This window comes from Lysinibacillus sp. NPDC093210, from assembly GCF_044753985.1.
Classification (GTDB): Bacteria; Bacillota; Bacilli; order Bacillales_A; family Planococcaceae; genus Lysinibacillus.
On the sequence record NZ_JBIVOE010000002.1, the window covers coordinates 329,097 to 352,334 of the forward strand.

Below are 23,238 nucleotides of genomic sequence, written 5' to 3' on the forward strand. Positions count from 1 at the left end.
TTATTTTTCGTTGAGTAGACTAGACAATTTACTTGCAAAACCTTTATCGGTAATAGCTAAAGCCACTCGGGCCTCCTTACCTGTAGCATGTCCTAGATCATAACGATCGCCAATTACATGATACTCAACGTTGTAATAAGTGCATTTATCTTGAATTTTTTTATTAGAGTTTTTAGAAGCATCGCTTGCTAGCAATACAAGCTTAGCATTACCATTGCGGACTTCCTTTACTACTAACTCTTCACCTGAAATAACTTTTCGGGCTCTAGCCGCTATACCAAGCAAATTAAACACTGCTTGATTGGTCATAAAATAGCCTCCCGACGAATGAGCAATAGTAGCTCTTCATATATCTCTTCAGGAATTTTCGCTTCAAGTTGGTGCCCTAATACATTTTTCTTACGCGCGATGTCAACCGCCTGTTCAGACTTTGAAACATAGGCGCCACGTCCAGGTTTTTTCCCTGAAACATCAACGCTTACCTCGCCCTCTTTTGAGCGAACAACACGAATCATTGCTTTTTTTGGTAGCATTTCTCCAGTAGCTACACATTTTCGAAGTGGTACTTTTTTATTAATCGCCATAAGAATCACCTTTCCTCTCTGAAGCTTCGTAAGAGGTGGACTAGCCATAACCAATACGGCAAGGTGGAATTTTGTGATTTGAACATTGTGGAGTACAATCACGCCTCTCAAAATTCAGAACCTTTGCCACAGTTTCTGGCTTTATTCAGTCGGCCTGGGAACGCCCACTGAATAAAGCCAGGTGACCAGTCACACGGGCTTTCTTACTTATTCTTCGTCGTCTTGATATAAGTCAACTGCAGCTGCTTCGAAGTCGCTATCTTCAGCAGGTACGAAAGTGCTTGTTGCAGATGGATAAATACCTAACTCACGTGCATCTGTTTCACTTTTAATATCAATTTTCCAGCCAGTTAATTTCGCAGCTAAACGAGCATTTTGACCACGTTTACCTATTGCTAAGGATAATTGGTAGTCTGGAACTACAACAGTTGTTGATTTTTCTTCTTCATTTACTTGCACATCTAATACTTTTGATGGGCTTAGTGCATTTGCTACGAATACAACAGGGTCTTCTGACCATTCAACGATATCAATTTTCTCACCGTTTAATTCATTAACAATTGTTTGTACACGAGCACCTTTTGCACCTACACATGAGCCAACAGGATCAACTTCTTCGTTATGTGCATGGACAGAAATTTTAGAACGGTCCCCTGCTTCACGAGCAATTGATTTGATTTCTACAATGCCCTCATAAATTTCAGGCACTTCCATTTCAAACAAACGACGTAATAAGCCTGGGTGTGTGCGTGATACGATTACTTGTGGACCACGTGTCGTACGTTCAACTTTTGTAATATAGACTTTAATACGATCATGTGGATTGTATGTTTCGCCTTGGATTTGTTCGTTTTGTGGTAATGCAGCTTCTACTTTCCCAAGACCTACGTAAATGTTACGTGCATCTAAACGCTCAACAACACCAGTTACAATATCATCTTCTCGATCTACGTATTGCTCATAAATTAAACCGCGTTCTGCTTCACGTACACGTTGTGTAACGACTTGCTTCGCTGTTTGGGCAGCAATACGTCCAAAATTACGAGGTGTTACTTCTTGCTCAACAATATCTTCTAGTTGATAAGCAGGATTGATAGCCTTTGCATCTTCTATTGCAATTTGTAAACGATCATCGTCAACTTCTTCAACTACATCTTTACGTGAAAACACACGAATTGAGCCTTTGTCTAAATTTAAGTCTACACGAACATTCTGAGCTTGGTTAAAGTTGCGCTTGTAAGCTGTTACTAATGCAGCCTCAATCGCTTCGATTAACACATCTCTTGAAATTCCTTTTTGTTCTTCCAGCGCCGTTAGCGCATCTAACAAATCACTACTCATTTTATTTTCACTCCTAAATATGCATTATGCTGAAAAATCGATGGCAAGACGTGCCAAGGCGATTTTTTCTTGTTCAATAGTTACTGTAATTTTTCGGGTTTTAACGGGTACTTCCATCACTAATGTATGTTCATCATAAGATGTTAAGTAGCCTTGGAATTCCTTCATGTCCTTAATAGGCTCATAAGTTTTCACATAGATAAACTTGCCAACGGCTTTTTTAAAATCAGTATCTTTTTTTAATGGACGTTCTGCACCTGGTGAAGATACCTCTAAATAATAATTTTGTGTAATAGGATCTTTTTCATCCAACAGTAAACATAGTCGTTCACTAACTTGAGCACATTGGCCAATGTCAATCCCACCCTCAGGTGTATCTACATAAACACGTAAAAACCAGTTACGTCCTTCTTTCACAAACTCAACATCCACCAATTCAAGATTTAACTCTTCGACAATCGGTGTAGCAAGTTCTTCAATTAAAGATGGTACTTTGCTCATTGTTTCCTCCTGCGTTTTTCAATTTCAGGCGTAATAAAACAGAAATTCCACCAGTGATGTTGGTGAAATTTGACGGTCTTACCTGCTGTTAGTCTAAAAAATTTGCTTTGCTTCGGTATAACAACAGAAAAGAGCGGGAATGCCCCACTCTTTTGCTGGAAAACTATCAACAAATTATTACCATAAGAATAGCACAATTTACGCTACAATGCAAACGACCTTATTTTAGGCTAGAAAAGCGATAACTGATTTGCATCAGGCATACCTTCCAAACAACCTAATTGATCCATGTACTCAATTAATGTTTTCGACACACGACCTCGTTGCTGTAAATCTTCTTTCGATAAAAATTCGCCATTCTCACGTGCAGCTACGATTGTTTTGGCAACGTTCGTTCCGAGGCCTGGAATCGCATCAAAAGGTGGAATTAAGGAATTTCCATCAATAATGAACTCACTAGCTTGTGAACGATATAAATCAACCTTTTGGAAGTTCATACCACGCTCACACATTTCAAGTGCAAGTTCCATTACAGTCAATAAGTTTTTCTCTTTTGTAGAAGCATCTAACCCCTTGATATTGATTTCATCTATTTTCGCACGAATCATTTGAGAACCTTGCGTCATGGAAATTAAATCAAAATCATCTGCTCTTACTGTGAAGTAGGCAGCGTAGTATAAGATTGGAAAATGCACTTTAAACCAAGCAATACGTACTGCCATTAAAACATAGGCAGCAGCATGGGCTTTAGGGAACATATATTTTATCTTTTTACATGATTCGATATACCACCCAGGTACTTTATTTGCTAGCATTTCTGCTTCAAATTCTTCTGATAAACCTTTCCCTTTACGAACAGACTCCATAATTTTAAACGCTAAAGACGGTTCAAGTCCTTGGTATATTAAATACACCATAATGTCATCACGACAGCCGATTACTTCTTTTAATACGCATGTACCATTTTGGATAAGTTCTTGCGCATTACCTAGCCATACATCCGTTCCATGTGAAAGTCCTGAAATTTGGACAAGCTCTGAGAATGTAGATGGTTTTGTATCTTCTAGCATTTGACGGACAAATCGTGTACCAAATTCCGGAATACCTAATGTTCCCGTCTTACAACCAATTTGCTTTTCTGTCACGCCTAGAGATTCAGGCGAACTAAAAATTTTCATAACGAACGGATCATCTGTTGGTATTGTTTTCGGATCAATTCCAGATAAGTCCTGTAACATCCGAATTACGGTCGGATCATCGTGCCCAAGAATATCGAGCTTCAAAATATTGTCATGAATTGAGTGGAAATCAAAGTGTGTTGTTTTCCATTCTGAATCCTGTGCATCCGCTGGGAACTGCACTGGTGAGAAATCATAAATATCCATATAATCCGGTACAACAATAATCCCACCTGGATGTTGACCTGTTGTCCGTTTAACGCCTGTACAGCCCTGTACTAAACGGTCTACTTCAGCGCCGCGGAAATGAAGATTGTTGTCGCTTGCATAACCTTTAACGTAGCCATATGCTGTTTTTTCCGCAACAGTACCTATTGTTCCAGCTCGGAATACATAATCTTCACCAAACAGTACTTTTGTATAGTTGTGGGCCTGCGGTTGATATTCACCCGAGAAGTTCAAATCGATATCAGGTACTTTATCCCCTTTAAAGCCAAGGAACGTTTCAAACGGAATATCTTGCCCATCTTTTTTATAGGGTGTGCCACACTCAGGACAATCTTTGTTTGGTAAGTCATAGCCTGAGCTAACCGAACCATCGTTGAAAAACTCGGAATGCTTACAATTTGGACAAATATAATGAGGTGGTAATGGGTTTACCTCCGTAATCTCCATAAAGGTTGCAACTAATGAAGAACCTACCGAACCACGAGAGCCTACTAAATAACCGTCAGCAAGTGATTTTTTCACGAGCTTTGCGGAAATTAAGTAGATAACACCAAATCCATGGCCTAAAATCGATTTTAATTCTTTTTCAATACGCGCTTTTACGATTTCAGGTAATTCTTCACCATATATACGATGTGCCATTTCATACGTTAAATTTGTTACTTCATCATCGGAGCCTTCAATTTTTGGCGTATATAAATCGTCCTTAATAGGCTTCACATCGCCAATCATATCAGCGATTTTTTGAGTATTTGTGACAACTATTTCTTTCGCAAGATCAGGTCCTAAAAAGTCAAAGTCCTTAAGCATCTCATCAGTCGTTCTAAAATGTACTTCTGGAAGCTTGGATTTATTTAAAATATTGGCGCCTCCTTGGGAACCAATCAATATTTGTCTAAACATTCCATCGTTTGGATCTAAATAATGAACATTTCCAGTAGCAGCTACAGGTTTATTCATCTTTTTCCCGAGCTTTACAAGTTTGCGTATAATATCTTCAATTGTCCATTCATCACGAACGACATTTCGTTCAATTAAAGGTGCATAAACAGCCTTTGGTTGCACTTCGATATAATCGTAAAATCTCGCAACTTGTTCCGCTTCTTCTGGGGATTTATTCATCATTGTCTCAAACACTTCACCGTTACTACAGCCTGAGCCAATTAATAGCCCCTCTCTATACTGTTCCAGTGTAGAGCGTGTTACCCGAGGAACACGGTAGAACGTTTTTGTGTGAGAATGGGAAACGATTTTAAATAAATTTTTCAAACCATCATTATTGACTGCTAAAATTGTACAATGCATCGGTCGCGCTTTTTTATATGCATCTCCACCACCAACATGCTTATTGAAATCATCGTGATATTTAATGCCTAGCTCATCGGCTTCTTTTAACAAATGCAACAATAAATAGCCTGTTGCTTCCGTATCATAAATCGCACGGTGATGCTGTGTTAATTCAATACCGAATTTTTTACAAAGTGTATTTAATCGATGATTTTTCATTGTTGGATGAAGCAAACGTGCAAGTTCTAGTGTATCGATAACTGGATGAATCGTTTCTTCAAGTCCGTATTTTTTGTAGCCAGTATATAAGAAGCCCATATCGAAAGATGCATTGTGTGCCACTACGATAGCGTCCCCTATAAAGGAATGGAACTCATGGATAACTTGTTCCACTTCAGGCGCATTGCGTACCATATCATCAGTAATGCCAGTCAGTTCAATAGTTGTTGCTGACAGTGCATGATGCGGATTTGCAAAACTTTCGTATTTATCGATGACATGTCCACCTTTAATTTTTACTGCTGCGAGCTCAATAATTGTATCGTAGGCAGTAGAAAGACCTGTCGTTTCGACGTCAAAGACAACATATGTTGCTTCGTCTAATGCACGATGCTCAGAAGCATAAGCGATAGGTACACCGTCATCCACTAAATTTGCTTCCAAACCGTAAATAACTTTAATGCCATGTTTTTTCCCTGCTCCGTATGCATCAGGGAAAGATTGCACAACAGCATGGTCTGTTATCGCAATGGCTGGATGGCCCCATTTAGCAGCCTGTGCCACTAATCTATCTACTGGCGTTACTGCATCCATTTGACTCATCGGTGTATGCAAATGTAACTCTACTCGCTTTTCACCTTCTGGTGCCTTATCTTGACGTGTTTCTTTTTTGATTTCATTGATATCATTTGCCATCACAATTAAATCACGAATAAAAGTATCGGTTTGAACTGAGCCACGTACTTTGACCCACATACCTTTTTTCAAATGTTGCATCAGTTCTGCATCGTCATTATCACGGGAGAACATTTTGACAACGATTGAATCTGTATAGTCGGTAATTTTAATTTGTAGAAGTGAGCGTCCACTCTTTAACTCTCTGATTTCTGTATCAAAAACAAAGCCTTCAATAATGACGCGTCGTTCTTCTTCTACTATGCGCTTAATTTCCATAATTTCATCGTCTTTAATTTGCATGCCAAGCTGGAATGGGCGATCGCCAAGCGCTGCCAATGCTGGATTGTCCTTTTTATCCTGTTCACGTTTTTGGAAGTCTTGCATCGCTTGCTGTGCCATCGCTGCTTCCTCTAAACGTTTTTGCTCGATAAAGGCTTGCTGCGCCTCACGCATCTCATCTGTTTCCTCTTGGAGCATAAAATCAAACGCAATGTGCGGAAAACCAAATTGACTGTAACTCATTGCAAGCTTTTCGGCATATTTTGTTTTCAGCATCATTAGTTCCATGTCTTGCATGCAGGACACCGTAACTTTTTGCCCATTCCACATCGGGATTTGCGATACAAGGCAGTTTTTTAACGGTGGCGCCATATCGTCGATTTGCTCAATAATTGTTAACCAATACGTTTGTATAAGTTCTTCCGTCACATCTTTTTCAACTGTTTCAAAGGTTGTTTCAATTTGCGCAATAGCAGCGAATTTTTCAGCTAGATGTGTACGAAATAGTTGATATAACGGAAATGGAAGTATGCCACGTAATTTAATATTAAAATGCCAGAGTCTATTCTTTTTATGCACCGTTAGACGTGATAACTCGCCTTCTTCAAAAAAAGACATGTATACATCATCTGTTAACTCTAGTTGTTGCAAGAGCATTCGAAATCTCTGTCTTGCTTCTTGTTGCTGTTCCAATCGGTCGACACCTACTTTCATTTAAAGAGAAGGAGGCAGTCTTAATAGCCTCTTGTTCTATTTTTATCTAGCGAATACTATTCAAATTTGAAGCAAAAAAATTCGCTCCCTTTCCACGGGCAAATCCGCAAACCTCACATTGTTTTGTACTGTGAGATTTGCTTGGCTTCCCGTAGGAGTGTCGCGAATTCGTTTGCTTAATCCTCATTCTTCATTAAAAGATGCTATTCGTATGAGCATCTATATCTATTGAGCTTAATCTTCCCAAAGGATATTAATTTTTACGGAAAAATTCATTTAAGCGATCAATGACCTCTTCTTTTTTCCACTCAAAAGTTTCGCCTGTTTGACGGAATTTCACTTCGACAACACCTTCAGTTGCCTTTTTACCAACTGTTACACGCACAGGTAAGCCAATTAAATCTGCATCTGCAAACTTCACGCCTGCACGTTCAGCACGATCATCTAAAAGTACATCATAGCGATATGATTTTAATAAGCCATATAACTCATTTGCTAACGAAACTTGTGTTTCATCTTTCGTATTAACAGGCACTACATGTATATCATATGGAGCTAATTGTGTAGGCCAAGTGAAACCATTTTCATCTTGGAAATGTTCAGCTACAGCAGCTAAAATACGGGATACGCCAATACCATAGCACCCCATAATAAATGGCTGTGCCTTCCCTTGCTCATCTAAAAATGTACCATTCATTTTTTCAGAATACGTTGTACCTAATTTGAAAATATGGCCAACCTCAATACCTTCAGCAAATTTAATGATACCTTGTCCATCAGGAGATGGGTCTCCTTCTTGGATGAAGCGGATATCTAAGTATTCATTGATTGCAAAATCTCGCTCAGGGTTGACATTAACAAGGTGGAAGCCGTCCTCATTTGCACCAGCTACACCGTTACGAATTGATTTAATGGCATGATCAGCAACAACTTTTACGTCTACTGGTAATTTTACAGGTCCGATTGACCCAACTCCACAGCCTAATAACTGACGAATCGCTGCTTCATCTGCAAGTTCTACAGAACCAGCATTTAGCGCATTTTTTAATTTAATATCATTTATTTCGTGATCACCACGAGCAAGAACAACAACTAACTCATCATCTATATTAAATACTAATGACTTGATAACATTAGACGGTGCTACTTGTAAAAATGCAGATACTTCTTCAATTGTTTTTTGATCTGGCGTTGCTACTTTTTCAAGATCCTTTAATTCGTCGTTGGCTGGTTGATACTCTACAGTCACTTCTGCCATCTCGATATTTGCAGCATAATCTGAAGTATCAGAGTATGCAATTGTATCTTCCCCAATTTCAGAAAGCACCATAAATTCATGCGTCCCTTTACCACCAATTGAGCCCGCATCTGCAATAACTGCACGATAGTTTAAGCCTAAACGTGAGAAAATATTAGAGTAAGCACGATACATATCTTCATATGTTTCATCTAAGCTTTCACGTGAAGCGTGGAAAGAATAAGCATCCTTCATAATAAACTCTCTTCCTCGTAATAAGCCGAAACGAGGACGTTTTTCATCACGGAACTTTGTTTGAATTTGATAGAGTGTTAATGGCAACTTTTTATATGATTTAATTTCATCACGCACTAAAGTAGTAATCACTTCTTCATGTGTTGGTCCTAAGGCAAAGTCACGATCATGACGATCTTTCAATCGCATAAGTTCTGGACCGTATTTTTCCCAACGGCCTGATTCTTGCCACAGCTCAGCAGATTGCAATGCAGGCATTAATAATTCGATTGAGTTGATAGCTTCCATCTCTTCACGAATAATATTTTCAATTTTCGTTAACACACGTTTTGCAAGCGGTAAATACGAATATACCCCACTTGTATTTTGACGAATAAACCCTGCACGTAATAATTGCTTATGTGATTTTACATCTGCATCAGCAGGTACTTCACGTAGCGTTGGGATAAATGTTTTACTTTGCTTCATTCAGTGTTCCACCTTTTTAATAAATAAATTTATACTCTAATTAGCATAAACAAATTTAGCTTTGAACGCAATGTTTCAAAATAATTGCGCTCAAAGCTATTTTACAATTTAATTTTACTTTGGCATAACCTTATCTAAAGTTTACTTTGTATAAGCTTTAGACATTGGAAAACGCGAAAGCATACTGTCGTTAAATTTGCTAGAAGAAGAATCGTTGTATATCGTTCCACGTAACAACGACCATTAATATCATAAGCAACACGATGCCTACGAAGTGAACCATACCTTCTTTTTGACGATCAATCGGTTTACCTCTTACAGCTTCAAAGCCAAAGAACAATAATCGTCCGCCATCTAACGCTGGAAGTGGCAATAGGTTCATAATACCAAGGTTGATACTTAGCATAGCCGCAAAATTCATTAATGCGAAAATTCCCCAAGCTGCAACTTCCTCAGTTGTTTTATAAATACCTACAGGCCCTGATAGTGCATCAATTGTAAACTTCCCTGTAATAAGCATTCCTAATAATTCAAAGATACGCACCGTCATATTATACGTTTCCTGCGCTCCGTAAACTACAGCCTTTATAGGATTAAAAACACGAGGACTTTCATACTTGACGCCTATTTGACCTAAGGTTTCGCCATTACTTTCAACGGCCTTTACTGTCATATTAAGGTTTTCTACTTGCCCACCACGCTCAACAGTTACATTAATATTTTGATCAGGGCGATTTTGTACAATGGCAGCTAAATCTTGCCACTTTTCTACAGCTTGTCCATCGATAGATGTAACCTTATCCCCTGCAAGCATACCTGCCTGTGCAGCTGGATCGTTTGCAACTACTTCAGTAATAATAGGCTCATATGTTGGTACACCATTTAACAAGCCGATTAACATATAGATGAAAAAGGCTAAAATAAAGTTAAATAATGGTCCAGCGAAAATTGTCATTGCACGTTGACCAACCGTTTTTGCGTTAAATTGACGATCATATGGTGCAATAACTGTTTCTCTACCATTTTCTACAACAACACAATCTCTTGCAACACTATAACGAACTAATTTTTCTTCGTCATCATAGCCTTCAATAAATAACTCTCGTTCTAAGTCAGCACGTTCCACTTCTAAAAATAATAAATCAGGTAATTGCTTATTATTTTGATTAAAAATGATTTTATTTACGATATTATCTTCATTGACAATTATCCCTACACGGTAACCTGGCTGTAATTCAACACCATCCATGTCCTCCCCTGCCATGCGGACATATCCACCGATTGGCAATAAACGGATTGTATAAATTGTTTCACCATGCATCTTACCATAGATTTTCGGACCCATACCGATTGCGAATTCACGAACCATAATTCCTGCACGTTTCGCAAAAAGGAAGTGACCAAGTTCATGGAAGAACACGAGCAAGCCAAATATTAAAATAAACGCAACGGCTGTTTGCATAATACCCCACCTCTTTAAAAGCGAATAGTTAACGATAGCTTCCTGTCGTTATTTTACCATGTCTAACACTATTTTTCTTGTTTCTCTGTCCACATGTAAAATTGTTTGTAAATCTGGTACTAAAATATTATTGTGTCCCTGCATTACACGTTCAATTGTTTCATCAATTTCAAGGAAAGTTATTTTCCCTTGTAAAAATGCTGCGACTGCTGCTTCATTTGCCGCATTCATTGCAGTTAAAATTGTACCACCTGTACGCCCTGCCTCAAATGCTAATCGCAATGCTGGATAGCGTTCAAAATCCATTTCTTTAAAATGTAGCTGACCAATTTGCGCTAAATTAAGTCGTTGACCATTATGAAGCGGTATACGGTCTGGATAGCTTAAAGCGTACTGGATAGGGACACGCATATCCGGAGTACCAAGCTGAGCAATAACACTAGTATCATGATACTCAACTAGAGAGTGAATAATACTTTCTCTGTGTAAAAGAACATCAATTTTATCATAAGGCATATCAAATAACACATGTGCTTCTATGACTTCAAGCCCTTTATTCATCATAGTAGCGGAATCTATCGTAATTTTTGCGCCCATCGACCAGTTTGGATGATTAAGTGCATCTGCAACCGTAACATGTTTTAACTCTTCCCGTGTTTTGTCGCGGAAACTACCACCAGAAGCTGTAATAATTAATCGCTCAATATTTTTTGGATTTTCACCATTCATTGATTGGAAGATAGCAGAATGCTCACTATCAACCGGTAATATTGGAGCATTGTATTTTTTCGCTTCCGCCATCACTAAGTGCCCAGCTGTTACAAGCGTTTCCTTATTGGCAATGGCAATTGTTTTGCCCATGCGAATTGCAGCTAGTGTGGATTCAAGACCAACGCTACCAAGCACTGCATTTACAAGTACTGTCGAATCAGGATGTGTAGCAACCTCTACAAGTCCCTTTGCACCAAATGTAAAGTGTACTTGCGGGTAGTCTTTTGCAAGCATACGTGCATCTTCCTCAAGTTGAACAGATACAAGTTCAGGCTGTAAGGTTTCAATCATTTCACGTGTTTTTTCTATGTTTTTTCCTGAAGAAAACGCTACAAGATGAAATGCATCACGTTGTTCTTTTAAAATATCATAGGTTTGCCAACCGATAGAACCAGTTGCACCCAATAAACTAATTTTTTTCACGACAAAACGTCCCCTTTTTCTATCTAAGCGAATCAATGTCATCATTCGCGTATTCATCATTCGCATTGAAATCATTTTCATGAAATTAACTCAACCAAATAAACATTTCGTATTCAACTACTAAAAGTTAATTTCTTGCTTATTTAGCTACCGAAGAGATGTAAAAAATGGAGTAAAGGCACTACGAATAATAAACTATCAAAGCGGTCTAAAATCCCGCCATGCCCTGGTAAAATATTGCCCGAATCTTTCACGTCAAAATGTCGCTTTATCGCTGACTCCACTAAATCACCCATCTGTCCAATGATGGAAGCAAAAATCGTAATAAATATTAGTGAAACATAACCATTCGCAAACGGATAAATTGCTTGCATAGCGATAGCAAAAATGACTGCAATTACAATCCCACCAACAAAGCCCTCAATCGTTTTCTTCGGTGAAATTTCTGGCCAAAGCTTATTTTTGCCCAATTTTCTACCTACAAAATATGCGCCGGAATCTGTTGTCCACACAACAAGTAAACAATATACAACAAACTCAAGACCGTAGCTTCTCGTTTCAATTAAATAATGAAAGCCTAAACCTACATAAAACGCACCAAGCAAAATAAAGCCGATTTCGTCAAATGTAATTTTATTTTTCACTAGGACAACATATATAAGTAAGAGCATTACGAGTCCATAAATAACCATTAATACAGATGAGTAGCCAATTGCATGCACTACCTCATTTGCCCAATTTTTTGGTATTACGAGCATAATAAGGGTTAATAAGCCAACCAACCCTGGTACTGAAAAAATCGAAATACTTTTCATCTTAAGTATTTCATAAAAGCCTACAACAGCCATTGCAAGCACAAGTAGTGTAAATGGCACTTTTCCGTAAATAACAAACGGAATAAACAGTGCCGCTGCAATGATTGCTGTAATAATTCGCTGTTTCAAGATGTTTCTTCTCCCTTCAACCCACCGTAACGGCGATTACGTTTTTGATAGTTTTCCACCGCTTCCAGAAAGTTTTCCTCGCTAAAATCTGGCCATAATGTATCTGTAAACCAAAATTCCGTATAGGCGAGTTGCCATAACATAAAGTTACTTAATCGTACTTCACCACTTGTACGAATGAGTAAGTCAGGCTCTGGTAGATGAGCTGTCATTAAATGAGATGTCATACATTCCTCATTTAAGTCTTGTAATGTTAATTGACCGTCCTGAACTTTTTGAAGCATCGCTTTCATGGCACTAACCATTTCTGAACGACTGCCATAATTCAAAGCAAAATTTAAAATTAACCCTGTATTATGCTTCGTCTCCTCCATTGCATCATACAATGCTTTTTGTGTATGTGCGGGCAAGAGCGTCGGATCACCAATCATTTCAACACGCACATTGCGCTCCATCATTTCCGGTAAAAAAGAACCCAAAAATTCAACAGGTAAACGCATAAGAAAATCGACTTCTGGTTTTGGTCGTTTCCAATTTTCAGTAGAGAACGCATACACTGTTAATACTTTTATTCCAAGATCAGATGCAAATCTAGTTACCTTCCGTACCGTCTTCATACCTTCATGGTGCCCAGCAACACGTGGCATGGCACGTTTTTTAGCCCAACGTCCATTTCCGTCCATAATAATCGCTACATGGGCAGGAATCGGCTCGCTTTTCGAAAGGGCAACACGTTCCTCCAATGATAGTATATCCATATTTACTTGTTTACCTAATAGCTTCTTAAACATGCTAACTCCCCCACTACAACTAATCGGACGTATACTAACCTATCATAACAAACAAAAGTGCTTTTTGTCTTTTTTTTCCCTCTAATTGACTATGTATGAACTACCTTATTTTAGAACAACATATATCTCAAAGAAAATCTTGTCTTTCTACATTCAGCAGCTACTAGTAAGTCTGAACAAAACCGTAACTAGTTTACTAGTTTTACTTCAGTAAACCTTACAGCTCATACATTACATGTGAGAATTATAGCATCGATAAGAATGAATACTTTTCAATAAAAGAGAAAAGACGTCCTGTTATATATAGGACGCCTTCATCTCATCAAAAAGTTCCATCTTAGAAATATAAAGCGCCTGCTTACACTTCTAGAATTTCTTTTTCTTTGTCTTTCGCTACTTGATCTACTTTCACGATGAACTCATCTGTTAATTTTTGGATATCATCACCATATCCACGTAAATCGTCTTCTGTGATTTCGCCAGCTTTTTCAAGTTTTTTAAGATCATCATTAGCATCGCGACGAACGTTACGTACTGCGATTTTTGCATCTTCTGCTTCTTTTTTCACTTGTTTTACAAGATCTTTACGACGTTCTTCAGTTAATGCAGGAATCATTAAACGAATAACAGAACCATCATTAGTTGGTGTAATACCAATATCTGATTTCATAATTGCTTTTTCGATTTCACCTAAAATTGTTTTATCGTAAGGTGTAATAACTAGTAAACGCGCTTCAGGTACAGCAACACCAGCAAGTTGATTGATTGGTGTTGGCGCTCCATAATACTCTACAGAAATACGATCTAGTAGAGATGCGTTTGCACGACCTGCTCGGATTGATGCTAATTCACGTGAAAAAGCAGCAATTGATTTATTCATTTTTTCTTTAGCTTGTTCTAAGACTTGTTTAGTCATTATGCATTCCTCCTAACAACTGTTCCAATTTTCTCGCCCAGTACGGCACGTTTAATATTACCCTGCTCCGTAATTGAGAAGACAATTAGCGGAATATCGTTATCCATACATAGTGTCGAAGCTGTTGAATCCATTACTTGTAACCCTTGCTGAATAACGTCTAAGTATGTGAGTGTATCATATTTGATGGCAGTAGTATCGACTTTAGGATCTGCAGAATAGACACCATCTACATTATTTTTCGCCATTAAAATAGCATCTGCGTCAATTTCAGCTGCTCTTAATGCAGCTGTTGTATCTGTAGAGAAGAACGGGTTACCTGTACCTGCAGCAAAAATAACTACACGTTTTTTCTCTAAATGACGAACTGCTTTACGACGAATATATGGCTCTGCTACTTGTGTCATCACAATAGAAGATTGCACGCGTGTTTCGATACCTAATTTTTCAAGAGCATCTTGTAATGCTAATGAGTTCATAACCGTTGCTAGCATCCCCATATAGTCAGCTGCCGCACGATCCATTCCCATTTCACTACCAATTTTCCCACGCCATATATTACCGCCACCTACAACAACAGCAACTTCTACATCAAGATCTACTACTTCTTTTACTTCTTCTGCAACAGACTTGATAATTTTTGGTGATAATCCGAAGCCAGCCTCTCCTGCTAACGCTTCACCACTTAGTTTAATAACTACTCGTTTATATTGTGGCACACTCATTGTAAACCTCCGTCAGACATTTATTTAAAACATTTCTATTCCTTTTCCATTATAGTATATCTAACAATAATTGCTAGTTGTGAAAAATGGTAATAGAAAATTCTATCGTTTTTTTCGCTCTTTTCGGAAAAATAGGGAACACGTTATGTTGTGTTCCCCATTTTTGTCTAGAAAATCTAGTTATTATTTGATTAGGATCAAATGTAAGCCAATCCATCAAGTGAACTAGTCTACGAATTAGTTACCTTTAACTTGGTTCATTACTTCTTCTGCGAAGTTATCTTCACGTTTTTCGATACCTTCACCAACAGCATAACGTACGAAGCCAGTTACAGTACCACCAGTTGTAGCAACGAAGTCACGAACTTTTTGGTCTGAGTTTTTAACGAATGATTGGTCAAGTAAGCAAACATCTTCGAAGTATTTACCAAGACGACCTTCAACCATTTTTGCAACGATGTTTTCTGGTTTACCTTCGTTAAGTGCTTGTTCAGTTAACACTTTACGTTCGCGGTCAACTTCTTCTGCAGAAACTTCTTCACGAGAAACGTAAGTTGGGTTAATAGCTGCGATATGCATAGCAATATCTTTTGCAGCTGAAGCATCTGTAGAACCTTCTAAAGATACTAATACACCAATACGTCCACCCATGTGTAGGTAAGAACCAAATGAATCTGCATCAGTTTTAGTTTTCACTTCGAAACGACGAAGAGTAATTTTTTCACCGATAGTAGCAACTGCTGTTGAAATTTGATCAGAGATTTTTACACCTTCTGCATTTTCAAGCTCTAATGCTGCTTCTACTGATGCTGGTTTAGCAGCAAGTAATTGCTCAGCTAAAGAAGAAACTAACACTTGGAATTTGTCGTTTTTCGCAACGAAGTCAGTTTCAGCGTTTACTTCAAGGATAATTGCCTCGTTACCTTTTTCTAGAATATAAGTAGTACCTTCTGCAGCGATACGGTCAGCTTTTTTAGCAGCTGAAGAAAGACCTTTTTCACGTAGGAAATCGATTGCAGCTTCTAGGTCACCGTCAGTTTGTACTAACGCTTTTTTACAGTCCATCATACCAGCGCCAGTTTTTTCGCGTAATTCTTTTACTAATTGTGCAGTAATGTTTGCCATTTAGTGTTGCCTCCTCAAATTGGTTAAACTATTTTAGTGATAGGTTCTAAAAAAGGTGATAAGGGTTCTGAGCCACTTATCACCTTTTTGTAAACGTGAATTACTCAGCAGCAGCTTCTGTAGCTGGAGCTTCTTCTTCACCTTGTTTTGACTCGATTAAAGCGTCAGCCATTTTAGCAGTTAAAAGTTTAACAGCGCGAATAGCATCGTCATTAGCAGGGATAACATAGTCGATTTCATCTGGATCACAGTTAGTATCAACAATACCTACTAGAGGGATGTTTAATTTACGAGCTTCTGCAACAGCGATACGTTCTTTGCGTGGGTCAACCACGAACATAACGTCTGGAAGATCGTGCATATCACGGATACCGCCTAAGAATTTAACTAGACGTTCGTGTTCTTTTTTAAGTTGGATTACTTCTTTTTTAGGTAGAACTTCGAAAGTTCCTTCTTCTTCCATTTTTTCGATAGCTTTCATACGTGCAACACGTTTTTGAATTGTACCGAAGTTAGTAAGAGTACCACCTAACCAACGTTGGTTGATGTAGTAGTTGCCTGAACGTTCAGCTTCGTCTTTGATCGCTTCTTGTGCTTGTTTTTTCGTACCAACGAAAAGAACTTTACCACCGTCTTGACCAACTTGACGCATGAAGTCATAAGCTTCCTCTAATTTTTTAACAGTTTTTTGTAAGTCGATGATGTAGATCCCGTTACGCTCAACGAAGATAAATTTCTTCATTTTTGGGTTCCAACGACGAGTTTGGTGACCGAAATGTACACCAGCTTCAAGTAATTGTTTCATAGAAATTACTGACATGTGAATTTCCTCCTAGAATGTTTGGTTTTTTTCCTCCGCATTTATCGTTTGCAACAAGCTACCCTAATCTTAGAGCACCACTTACTACATCAAAATGCGTGTGTAGTAATAACACCATTTGCAACTATATCACAGCTTCATAGCATTCGCAACTGTTTTAGCTATGAAATTTCAATAAAAGCTCGATTTCTGTCTTCCCTTTTTGAAGTTGTTTTGCAATTTCTTCCGCTGTTTTTCCTTGCTTTGCCATTTGAACAATTTGTTGTTCCAATGTTATCGGTTTTTGTTCTTCCTTTTGTACCGCAACTGGCTTCGATACAGTAGTTTGCACTGGTGACGCTGCTACTTGTTGTTGACGAGAGTAAGCGTTTGCTACAATATTTTTGGGCATTAAAATACGTGGCTCGTTATCTCGGCTCACATCCTTTTGCTCATTTTCAGCCTGTGACAAAGGCTGTCTCTGATCTTTTTGCACATTAATCGGCTTTGAATGTTGTCCTGTGTCAGTTGTCTTTTCAGGCTTTTGTACGACTTGTAACGCTTGAATAAGACGATTATTTTCATCTTTCATTTCAGCTAAATACAGACTAATGGAATCATCCATTTCCCGCATTAAACGTTCCTGCTTTTTTTCTAAATCTTTGAATTTCGCTAATTTCGTATTTAATATAATAATGAAATAAAATGAGAGTAGCTGCAATACAAAGAGAACGGCTATTAATATGGTTGTCATAGTAAACTCCTATCCACTAAAGTCTACGAAATTACCTTTAAAAGGATGCTGAGCCTGTTTTTCTGGTTTTTCGTTATGCTGTTTTTTCTTTTTAAGAGTGCCTTTTATATATTCGCCACCCGCTTCTTCCTCTTCACTAATCTCAGCCATACCTTCTGAAGTATTCACAGCTTTTTGCTTACGCTCTATTTCCTTTTTTAGCGCTTCATTTGCGTGTGCTTGTTGAGCTAAAGTTTGTTGTTGTGCCTGATCTGCCATTTTACCTGCTTCAAACGTTTTTGGAAGAGCTATTTGTAATTCGACACCTTTTAAACTCATAATATTTCCCCCTCAACAATACTTTCTCGAATACTTACGCATTAATAATTTCACTAGATAATAGCTTACGTAACTTAAATAATGCCTTTGAGTGAATTTGTGAAATACGCGATGTTGACAATTCGAGCATTTCTCCAATTTCAGTTAAGGTCAATTCCTCTGTATAAAATAAACTCAGTACGAGCTGCTCTTTATCGTTTAGCTTTTGTATATTTACTGCTAAATCATCAAGTAATTCTGATTTTATTACAACCTGCTCAGGGGTCTTTGTCGTATCGTCACGGATTACAAACGACTTTCCCTCAGCCTCCTCTTGGTCTTGTTGCTCATTTATGGATAGTACATTAGAGAAGAAGTGCTCCTGTACAGTTTGGTAAATATCCTCTACAGGTAACTCCATCTGTTCTGCAAGCTCCTCAGGCGTCACATGACGCATAAACTGTTGTTCTAATTGTTCAATTTTAGCATCCAACTTTTTCGCCTTTTCTCGCGCAGAGCGTGGTAACCAATCTTCTTTACGCAAGCCATCAATTATTGCGCCCCTCACTCTAAAAGAAGCATATGTATCAAATTTTAAGTCTCGATTTATATCAAATTTATTTAACGCATCAAATAGACCTAACATGCCTAAGCTTGTTAAATCGTCCCGAGATACACTCTTAGGTACACCTGCACCGATTCGCTGTACATGGTAAGTCACAAGAGATGTATATTTTTTTATTAGTAAATCACCCGCATCTGGATCACGTTCATTAATCCATCGATTCCACAGCTTTTGTTCATCGTTTAGAATTGGTTGTGTCATAAAATCCACCTCTCTTTTAAAAGCTCTTTGCACCTGTTAGCCCGGACTATTGTTACCTCTTGAATGCTCCAAGGCGTATTTGTTCCAGTCGAAGTAGGTAACATTTAAAAAAAAACTGAATGTATATAAAAGAATCCTACTTATCACTTTGAGTATCCTGATTACAATGACTGACAAACTTAGATACAAACCTATACCATTCTTTCCTTTTATTATAACAAGATTCGACTATAATTTCATATGATTCTCTAACACTATTCTATTACTAACAGCTTTTACATTTTGGGCATAAGAAAACTGCCTCCCAATCATTAGTCGATAGCTAACATTAGAGGCAGTTTAAAGTGTTGTGGCTTTATGCATTTACTTGTTGTTCATCTTCACGATTCATCATCGTTCGGACAACTTGTGCAATATCTTCCGTGCTTTCATCTTGAAACTCAACCGTCGAGCTTGTAGAAGATGTTTCTACACTTTCCTCGTCAATGTGAGTAGAACTGTTTTCTTCAAGACCGCTATCAGCTAGTGATTGATCAGCATTTGGCGTAAATAGCACATACGCAATTATAAACCTAACAATGTACATAACAAAAAATACGATAATTGCTACTACAAATGAACCTATGATGATACGTAATGGCGTTAATGGCTGTTGCAGCGTCAAAAAGAAATAAATAGAAAAGGCAATTAACGCCCCCCACAGGTTATAAAAAATAGAACCAAACATTATATTTCACTCACTCCTTGGTTTACCGTTCGAATATGTAATATCGACGTAGCAGGATTAAATTCAATAGTTCGACCGCTATTACCGCCTGTATTTTCGGCAATTAAAGGAATTCCATGACGCTTTAATTCAAACTTTACAGCTTCTACATTTCGAGGGCCGATGCGCATTGAATCTTTGTCTGATGTAAATTGAAACATCTGCGCGCCCCCAGCAATTTTAGCCTTAAGTTTAAATTTTTGAACACCCTCTAGTTTTAATAAATCTATCATAGCTGAAATGCCTGTATCTGCAAATTTCGCTACATTTATTGACTCTGATCTCCCAAGACTAGAGTCAGGTAGCATTACATGAATTAAACCAGCTATTTTCTTTGACTCATCGTATAAAATAACGCCTACACAAGAACCAAGCCCTGAGGTTCTAATTGTGTTTGGCAATTTCGCTACATCCATTTGAGCAATTCCAACTTTTATAACTTGACCATTCGTGTTAGTGTTTAGCATAGGTTATGAAACTCCTAATGCTTTAAAAATAGCATCAAAAGAATCTGGATCAGGAAGTAAGAAGAAATGTCCCCTTACTGTTTCATGATCCTCCACACCGTCTTCAAAAATGGATGTATTTATTACGATAACATTATCACTCACATGTGATAATTCAATTAAGCCAATACTGATAATAGCCCCAAACATATCTACACTTAGACCTGGCACAGTGGGATAAATTTTTAAACTTGTAAAGTCTGATAACGCTGATAAATAAGAACCAGATAAAATATTCCCCATTTCCTGCATAGCAGATAAACCTAATTCAGAAACAGGTGGTTTTTTAAAGTCGAATGATTCATCCTGTATTAGACGACGGATAAAGCGATTAGCTTGTTCGATAGGAAGAATGAAGAACATGCTCCCTTCAGCATCACCTTCGATGCGTAAAAAAATCCCAACAACGACGTTTTCAGAGCCACCAGCCAGTTCCATCATGTCATTAAATGACACCATTTCAACTTTCGGTACACGCATATCGATTTTTTTACCAAGCAAATTGGAAAGTGCCGTCGCAGCATGTGCAGCACCTATATTTCCAATTTCCTTTAATACGTCTAAATGTAGTGATGTAATCTTTTGATTAAATGTCATAATCGTATCCCTACTTTAGTGGATTTAATACTTTCTCTAAATGCAATAAAATTAATAATCGTTTATCGATTTTCGCTACGCCAGAAATAAACTCTTCTTCAAGCGAACCTACTACTTCTGGTTGTGGTTCAATCGAGCTCGCTGGAATATCCAACACATCATTAGCTGAATCTACAACAAAGCCTACTTCCATGTCTTCTAATGAAATAATAATAATACGAGTAGTTTCTTCATGTTCAGAAATTGGTAACTCAAAACGCTCCCGTAAATCAATAATCGGTGTTACGACTCCTCGTAAATTAATAACGCCTTTTACATATTTCTCTGTTTTAGGTACCCGTGTAATATGCATGAGTTTTTCGATCCCTTGAACATGTGATACTGGAATGGCATATTCCTTATCTGCTAATTGGAAAACAATCACTTTTATATTTTCTTGTTCAACTGCATTTGTCATGGTTAACACCTCTCTTATTCATTCACCTTATTTAATAAGTGCATTGCAATCTACAATTAAGGCTACTTTACCGTTACCTAAAATTGTTGCACCTGAAATTGCAAAGATATTCGTTAAGTAGTTTCCTAATGATTTCAGTACAATTTCTTGTTGGCCAATGAATGAATCTACAACTAAACCAGCAAGTTTCTCGCCTTTACGAACAATTACTACTGAATGGAATTCATCATCTTGTAACTCTTTACGAGGAACCTCAAAGATTTCCTCTAAGAATACAAGTGGAACCACTTTGCCACGGAAGTCGATTACCTTCTGGTTATGAGCATTCATAATGTCTGATGAACGGATAATCGAAGTTTCAATAATTGATGAAAGTGGTATCGCATAAATCTCTTTTTCTATTTCCACAAGCATTACTGAAATAATCGATAATGTTAGCGGCAATTGAATAGAGAAAATAGAGCCTACATCTTGTGTAGATTCAATCGAAATATTTCCACCTAAAGATTCAATCGTTGTTTTTACAACGTCCAATCCTACACCACGACCAGATACATCAGAAATAACATCTGCTGTTGAGAAACCAGAGGCTAAAATTAGCTCATTGATTTGATTATCTGTCATTGCAAGTGATTGCTCATGCGTAACGATTCCTTTTGAAATCGCTTTGGACAACACTTTATCACGATTAATGCCCGCACCGTCATCTTCAATTTCGATAAAGACATAGTTACCGCTATGATAAGCACGTAATACTACTGTGCCTTCTTCTGGTTTTCCTTTCGCACGGCGAGCAGTAGGGTTTTCAATACCGTGATCGACAGAGTTACGGATTAAGTGAACAAGTGGATCTCCGATTTCGTCGATTACTGTGCGATCAAGCTCTGTTTCCGCACCAATAATTTCAAGATTAATTTTCTTATTAAGGTCACGAGATAGCTGACGAATCATTTTAGGGAAGCGATTGAATACCGTTTCAACAGGTACCATGCGCATAGTTAAAATGATTGTTTGTAAGTCACCCATTACTCGACTCATTCGTTCTACGGTTTCGTTTAGCTCACCGTGATTAACTTCTGTCGAAATTGATTGTAGGCGTCCTCGATCAATTACGAGCTCCTCAAATAAATTCATTAAAATATCAAGACGTTCGATATTTACACGGATTGTTTTGTTTCCTACAGGCGCATGACTTTTATCAGCTTTGGCAGGCGCTGTAGATTTTGCTGGTGCAGGTTTAGCCGTTGTTGCATCTGTTGTTTCTACAGCTTCAACTGTCGCAGTTGCAGTAGCCGCAGCTTCCTGACTTGCCTCGTATTGTTGTTTTTCACTGAATTGTTTTTGATTAATTGCAGCAACTTTTACTTCCTCAACCTCAGAAACCTTCATTAACTTCTTCTGCATATCTTCCGCTGTTTCTTTCGTTACGAATGCTACATAAAATTGCTGATCGAATTGTTCATCTTCAAGCTTCTCAACAGAGGGTGTTGATTTAATAACATCCCCATCCTTTTCAAGAATCTCAAACACCATGAATACACGCGCTGCTTTTAATAGACAATCTTCACGAAGAGTTACTGAAATTTCAAATGCATTAAATCCTTGTTCAGCAGATTGTGTAATAACCGTTTGCTCAAAGCTGTCGTATTCTAATACACTAGACACTTGTGGTTTTTCTTCAGTTGCTACAGTTGCTACAACTTCACGAGCGGCTTCCTCTCCAGATTCAATACGCTTTAATTGCGCTACTGTGGAGGACACATCACGTTTACCATCTCCACCATTCGCAATATCCATCACCATTTCTTCTAAATGGTCCACAGATTCAAATACGATATCTAAAATTTCTGGTGAAACATGAATTTTTTCATTTCGAATTGCATCTAGCACATTTTCCATTTTATGTGTTAAATCTGCTAAGTCTTCGAAGCCCATAGTCGCTGACATACCTTTTAATGTATGCGCTGAACGGAAAATTTCTCCAACGATTGCCAAATCATCAGGGTTTTTTTCTAGTTCTAATAAATGCTCACTACATGCTTGTAAATGCTCTTTACTTTCTTCGATAAACATCTCTAAATATTGATTGACTTCCATTAAGAGGACACCC

At 38.0% G+C, this 23,238-nt stretch carries 22 protein-coding genes; all 22 read right to left on the bottom strand.

The features are described from left to right. Positions 1 to 309, bottom strand: a complete 309-nt coding sequence (locus ACIP9C_RS07160) for a YlxQ family RNA-binding protein (RefSeq protein WP_401009448.1) — start codon at positions 307 to 309, stop codon at positions 1 to 3. Continuing rightward, positions 306 to 584: an RNase P modulator RnpM gene (gene rnpM, locus ACIP9C_RS07165; protein ID WP_401009449.1), complete on the bottom strand. Its 279-nt coding sequence runs from the start codon at positions 582 to 584 to the stop codon at positions 306 to 308. Before rnpM ends, ACIP9C_RS07160 begins: the two co-directional genes overlap by 4 nt. A 207-nt stretch (positions 585 to 791) precedes the next feature. Continuing rightward, on the bottom strand, positions 792 to 1,925 hold the full coding sequence (nusA, locus tag ACIP9C_RS07170) for a transcription termination factor NusA (RefSeq protein WP_340825803.1): 1,134 nt from the start codon (positions 1,923 to 1,925) through the stop codon (positions 792 to 794). A gap of 24 nt (positions 1,926 to 1,949) precedes the next feature. After that, positions 1,950 to 2,426, bottom strand: coding sequence for a ribosome maturation factor RimP (gene rimP / locus ACIP9C_RS07175; RefSeq protein WP_340825805.1), 477 nt, complete (start codon positions 2,424 to 2,426; stop codon positions 1,950 to 1,952). A gap of 230 nt (positions 2,427 to 2,656) precedes the next feature. After that, complete coding sequence (locus tag ACIP9C_RS07180) at positions 2,657 to 6,988, bottom strand: PolC-type DNA polymerase III (RefSeq protein ID WP_401009450.1); 4,332 nt, start codon at positions 6,986 to 6,988, stop codon at positions 2,657 to 2,659. A 274-nt stretch (positions 6,989 to 7,262) separates the two neighbouring features. Continuing rightward, the gene (locus ACIP9C_RS07185) at positions 7,263 to 8,969 is read right to left on the bottom strand and encodes a proline--tRNA ligase (protein WP_401009451.1); all 1,707 of its coding nucleotides are present in this window, start codon (positions 8,967 to 8,969) and stop codon (positions 7,263 to 7,265) included. Between the two features lie 199 nt (positions 8,970 to 9,168). After that, complete coding sequence (rseP, locus tag ACIP9C_RS07190) at positions 9,169 to 10,431, bottom strand: RIP metalloprotease RseP (RefSeq protein ID WP_401009452.1); 1,263 nt, start codon at positions 10,429 to 10,431, stop codon at positions 9,169 to 9,171. Between the two features lie 48 nt (positions 10,432 to 10,479). Continuing rightward, the gene (gene dxr / locus ACIP9C_RS07195) at positions 10,480 to 11,625 is read right to left on the bottom strand and encodes a 1-deoxy-D-xylulose-5-phosphate reductoisomerase (protein ID WP_401009873.1); all 1,146 of its coding nucleotides are present in this window, start codon (positions 11,623 to 11,625) and stop codon (positions 10,480 to 10,482) included. Positions 11,626 to 11,768: 143 nt separating this feature from the next. Beyond that, positions 11,769 to 12,569 carry a phosphatidate cytidylyltransferase gene (locus tag ACIP9C_RS07200; protein ID WP_401009453.1) on the bottom strand — a complete coding sequence of 267 codons (801 nt, stop codon included), beginning with the start codon at positions 12,567 to 12,569 and terminating at the stop codon, positions 11,769 to 11,771. Beyond that, a complete protein-coding gene (locus ACIP9C_RS07205) occupies positions 12,566 to 13,360 on the bottom strand; it encodes an undecaprenyl pyrophosphate synthase (protein ID WP_401009454.1) in 795 nt (264 codons plus the stop codon). The genes ACIP9C_RS07200 and ACIP9C_RS07205 overlap by 4 nt, the downstream gene beginning before the upstream one ends. 358 nt (positions 13,361 to 13,718) lie before the next feature. After that, entirely contained in the window at positions 13,719 to 14,276 is a 558-nt protein-coding gene (frr, locus tag ACIP9C_RS07210; RefSeq protein WP_340825817.1) for a ribosome recycling factor, read from the bottom strand. Continuing rightward, positions 14,276 to 15,001 carry a UMP kinase gene (gene pyrH, locus ACIP9C_RS07215; RefSeq protein WP_340825818.1) on the bottom strand — a complete coding sequence of 242 codons (726 nt, stop codon included), beginning with the start codon at positions 14,999 to 15,001 and terminating at the stop codon, positions 14,276 to 14,278. Before pyrH ends, frr begins: the two co-directional genes overlap by 1 nt. A 237-nt stretch (positions 15,002 to 15,238) precedes the next feature. After that, complete coding sequence (gene tsf, locus ACIP9C_RS07220) at positions 15,239 to 16,126, bottom strand: translation elongation factor Ts (RefSeq protein ID WP_401009455.1); 888 nt, start codon at positions 16,124 to 16,126, stop codon at positions 15,239 to 15,241. A gap of 100 nt (positions 16,127 to 16,226) precedes the next feature. Next, positions 16,227 to 16,946: a 30S ribosomal protein S2 gene (rpsB, locus tag ACIP9C_RS07225; protein WP_024362006.1), complete on the bottom strand. Its 720-nt coding sequence runs from the start codon at positions 16,944 to 16,946 to the stop codon at positions 16,227 to 16,229. Positions 16,947 to 17,103: 157 nt separating this feature from the next. Then, a complete protein-coding gene (locus tag ACIP9C_RS07230) occupies positions 17,104 to 17,679 on the bottom strand; it encodes a hypothetical protein (RefSeq protein ID WP_401009456.1) in 576 nt (191 codons plus the stop codon). A 9-nt stretch (positions 17,680 to 17,688) separates the two neighbouring features. Then, a complete protein-coding gene (locus tag ACIP9C_RS07235; protein WP_401009457.1) occupies positions 17,689 to 17,997 on the bottom strand; it encodes an RNA polymerase subunit sigma in 309 nt (102 codons plus the stop codon). A 34-nt stretch (positions 17,998 to 18,031) separates the two neighbouring features. Beyond that, a complete protein-coding gene (locus ACIP9C_RS07240) occupies positions 18,032 to 18,802 on the bottom strand; it encodes a FliA/WhiG family RNA polymerase sigma factor (RefSeq protein ID WP_401009458.1) in 771 nt (256 codons plus the stop codon). Between the two features lie 355 nt (positions 18,803 to 19,157). Next, the gene (locus ACIP9C_RS07245; RefSeq protein WP_401009459.1) at positions 19,158 to 19,529 is read right to left on the bottom strand and encodes a hypothetical protein; all 372 of its coding nucleotides are present in this window, start codon (positions 19,527 to 19,529) and stop codon (positions 19,158 to 19,160) included. Then, a complete protein-coding gene (locus ACIP9C_RS07250; protein WP_340825826.1) occupies positions 19,529 to 20,035 on the bottom strand; it encodes a chemotaxis protein CheD in 507 nt (168 codons plus the stop codon). Before ACIP9C_RS07250 ends, ACIP9C_RS07245 begins: the two co-directional genes overlap by 1 nt. A 3-nt stretch (positions 20,036 to 20,038) precedes the next feature. After that, complete coding sequence (locus ACIP9C_RS07255; RefSeq protein WP_401009460.1) at positions 20,039 to 20,671, bottom strand: chemotaxis protein CheC; 633 nt, start codon at positions 20,669 to 20,671, stop codon at positions 20,039 to 20,041. Positions 20,672 to 20,681: 10 nt separating this feature from the next. Then, positions 20,682 to 21,128: a chemotaxis protein CheW gene (locus tag ACIP9C_RS07260; protein ID WP_340825828.1), complete on the bottom strand. Its 447-nt coding sequence runs from the start codon at positions 21,126 to 21,128 to the stop codon at positions 20,682 to 20,684. 27 nt (positions 21,129 to 21,155) lie between these two features. Then, positions 21,156 to 23,225, bottom strand: coding sequence for a chemotaxis protein CheW (locus ACIP9C_RS07265; RefSeq protein ID WP_401009461.1), 2,070 nt, complete (start codon positions 23,223 to 23,225; stop codon positions 21,156 to 21,158). Positions 23,226 to 23,238: the final 13 nt, after the last annotated feature.

Coding starts and splice junctions, on each gene's coding strand:
- ACIP9C_RS07160 (WP_401009448.1), bottom strand. CDS start 309: ATGACCAATCAAGCAGTGTTTAATTTGCTTGGTATAGCGGCTAGAGCC.
- rnpM (WP_401009449.1), bottom strand. CDS start 584: ATGGCGATTAATAAAAAAGTACCACTTCGAAAATGTGTAGCTACTGGA.
- nusA (WP_340825803.1), bottom strand. CDS start 1,925: ATGAGTAGTGATTTGTTAGATGCGCTAACGGCGCTGGAAGAACAAAAA.
- rimP (WP_340825805.1), bottom strand. CDS start 2,426: ATGAGCAAAGTACCATCTTTAATTGAAGAACTTGCTACACCGATTGTC.
- ACIP9C_RS07185 (WP_401009451.1), bottom strand. CDS start 8,969: ATGAAGCAAAGTAAAACATTTATCCCAACGCTACGTGAAGTACCTGCT.
- rseP (WP_401009452.1), bottom strand. CDS start 10,431: ATGCAAACAGCCGTTGCGTTTATTTTAATATTTGGCTTGCTCGTGTTC.
- ACIP9C_RS07205 (WP_401009454.1), bottom strand. CDS start 13,360: ATGTTTAAGAAGCTATTAGGTAAACAAGTAAATATGGATATACTATCA.
- frr (WP_340825817.1), bottom strand. CDS start 14,276: ATGACTAAACAAGTCTTAGAACAAGCTAAAGAAAAAATGAATAAATCA.
- pyrH (WP_340825818.1), bottom strand. CDS start 15,001: ATGAGTGTGCCACAATATAAACGAGTAGTTATTAAACTAAGTGGTGAA.
- tsf (WP_401009455.1), bottom strand. CDS start 16,126: ATGGCAAACATTACTGCACAATTAGTAAAAGAATTACGCGAAAAAACT.
- rpsB (WP_024362006.1), bottom strand. CDS start 16,946: ATGTCAGTAATTTCTATGAAACAATTACTTGAAGCTGGTGTACATTTC.
- ACIP9C_RS07230 (WP_401009456.1), bottom strand. CDS start 17,679: ATGACAACCATATTAATAGCCGTTCTCTTTGTATTGCAGCTACTCTCA.
- ACIP9C_RS07235 (WP_401009457.1), bottom strand. CDS start 17,997: ATGAGTTTAAAAGGTGTCGAATTACAAATAGCTCTTCCAAAAACGTTT.
- ACIP9C_RS07240 (WP_401009458.1), bottom strand. CDS start 18,802: ATGACACAACCAATTCTAAACGATGAACAAAAGCTGTGGAATCGATGG.
- ACIP9C_RS07245 (WP_401009459.1), bottom strand. CDS start 19,529: ATGTTTGGTTCTATTTTTTATAACCTGTGGGGGGCGTTAATTGCCTTT.
- ACIP9C_RS07250 (WP_340825826.1), bottom strand. CDS start 20,035: ATGCTAAACACTAACACGAATGGTCAAGTTATAAAAGTTGGAATTGCT.
- ACIP9C_RS07255 (WP_401009460.1), bottom strand. CDS start 20,671: ATGACATTTAATCAAAAGATTACATCACTACATTTAGACGTATTAAAG.
- ACIP9C_RS07260 (WP_340825828.1), bottom strand. CDS start 21,128: ATGACAAATGCAGTTGAACAAGAAAATATAAAAGTGATTGTTTTCCAA.
- ACIP9C_RS07265 (WP_401009461.1), bottom strand. CDS start 23,225: ATGGAAGTCAATCAATATTTAGAGATGTTTATCGAAGAAAGTAAAGAG.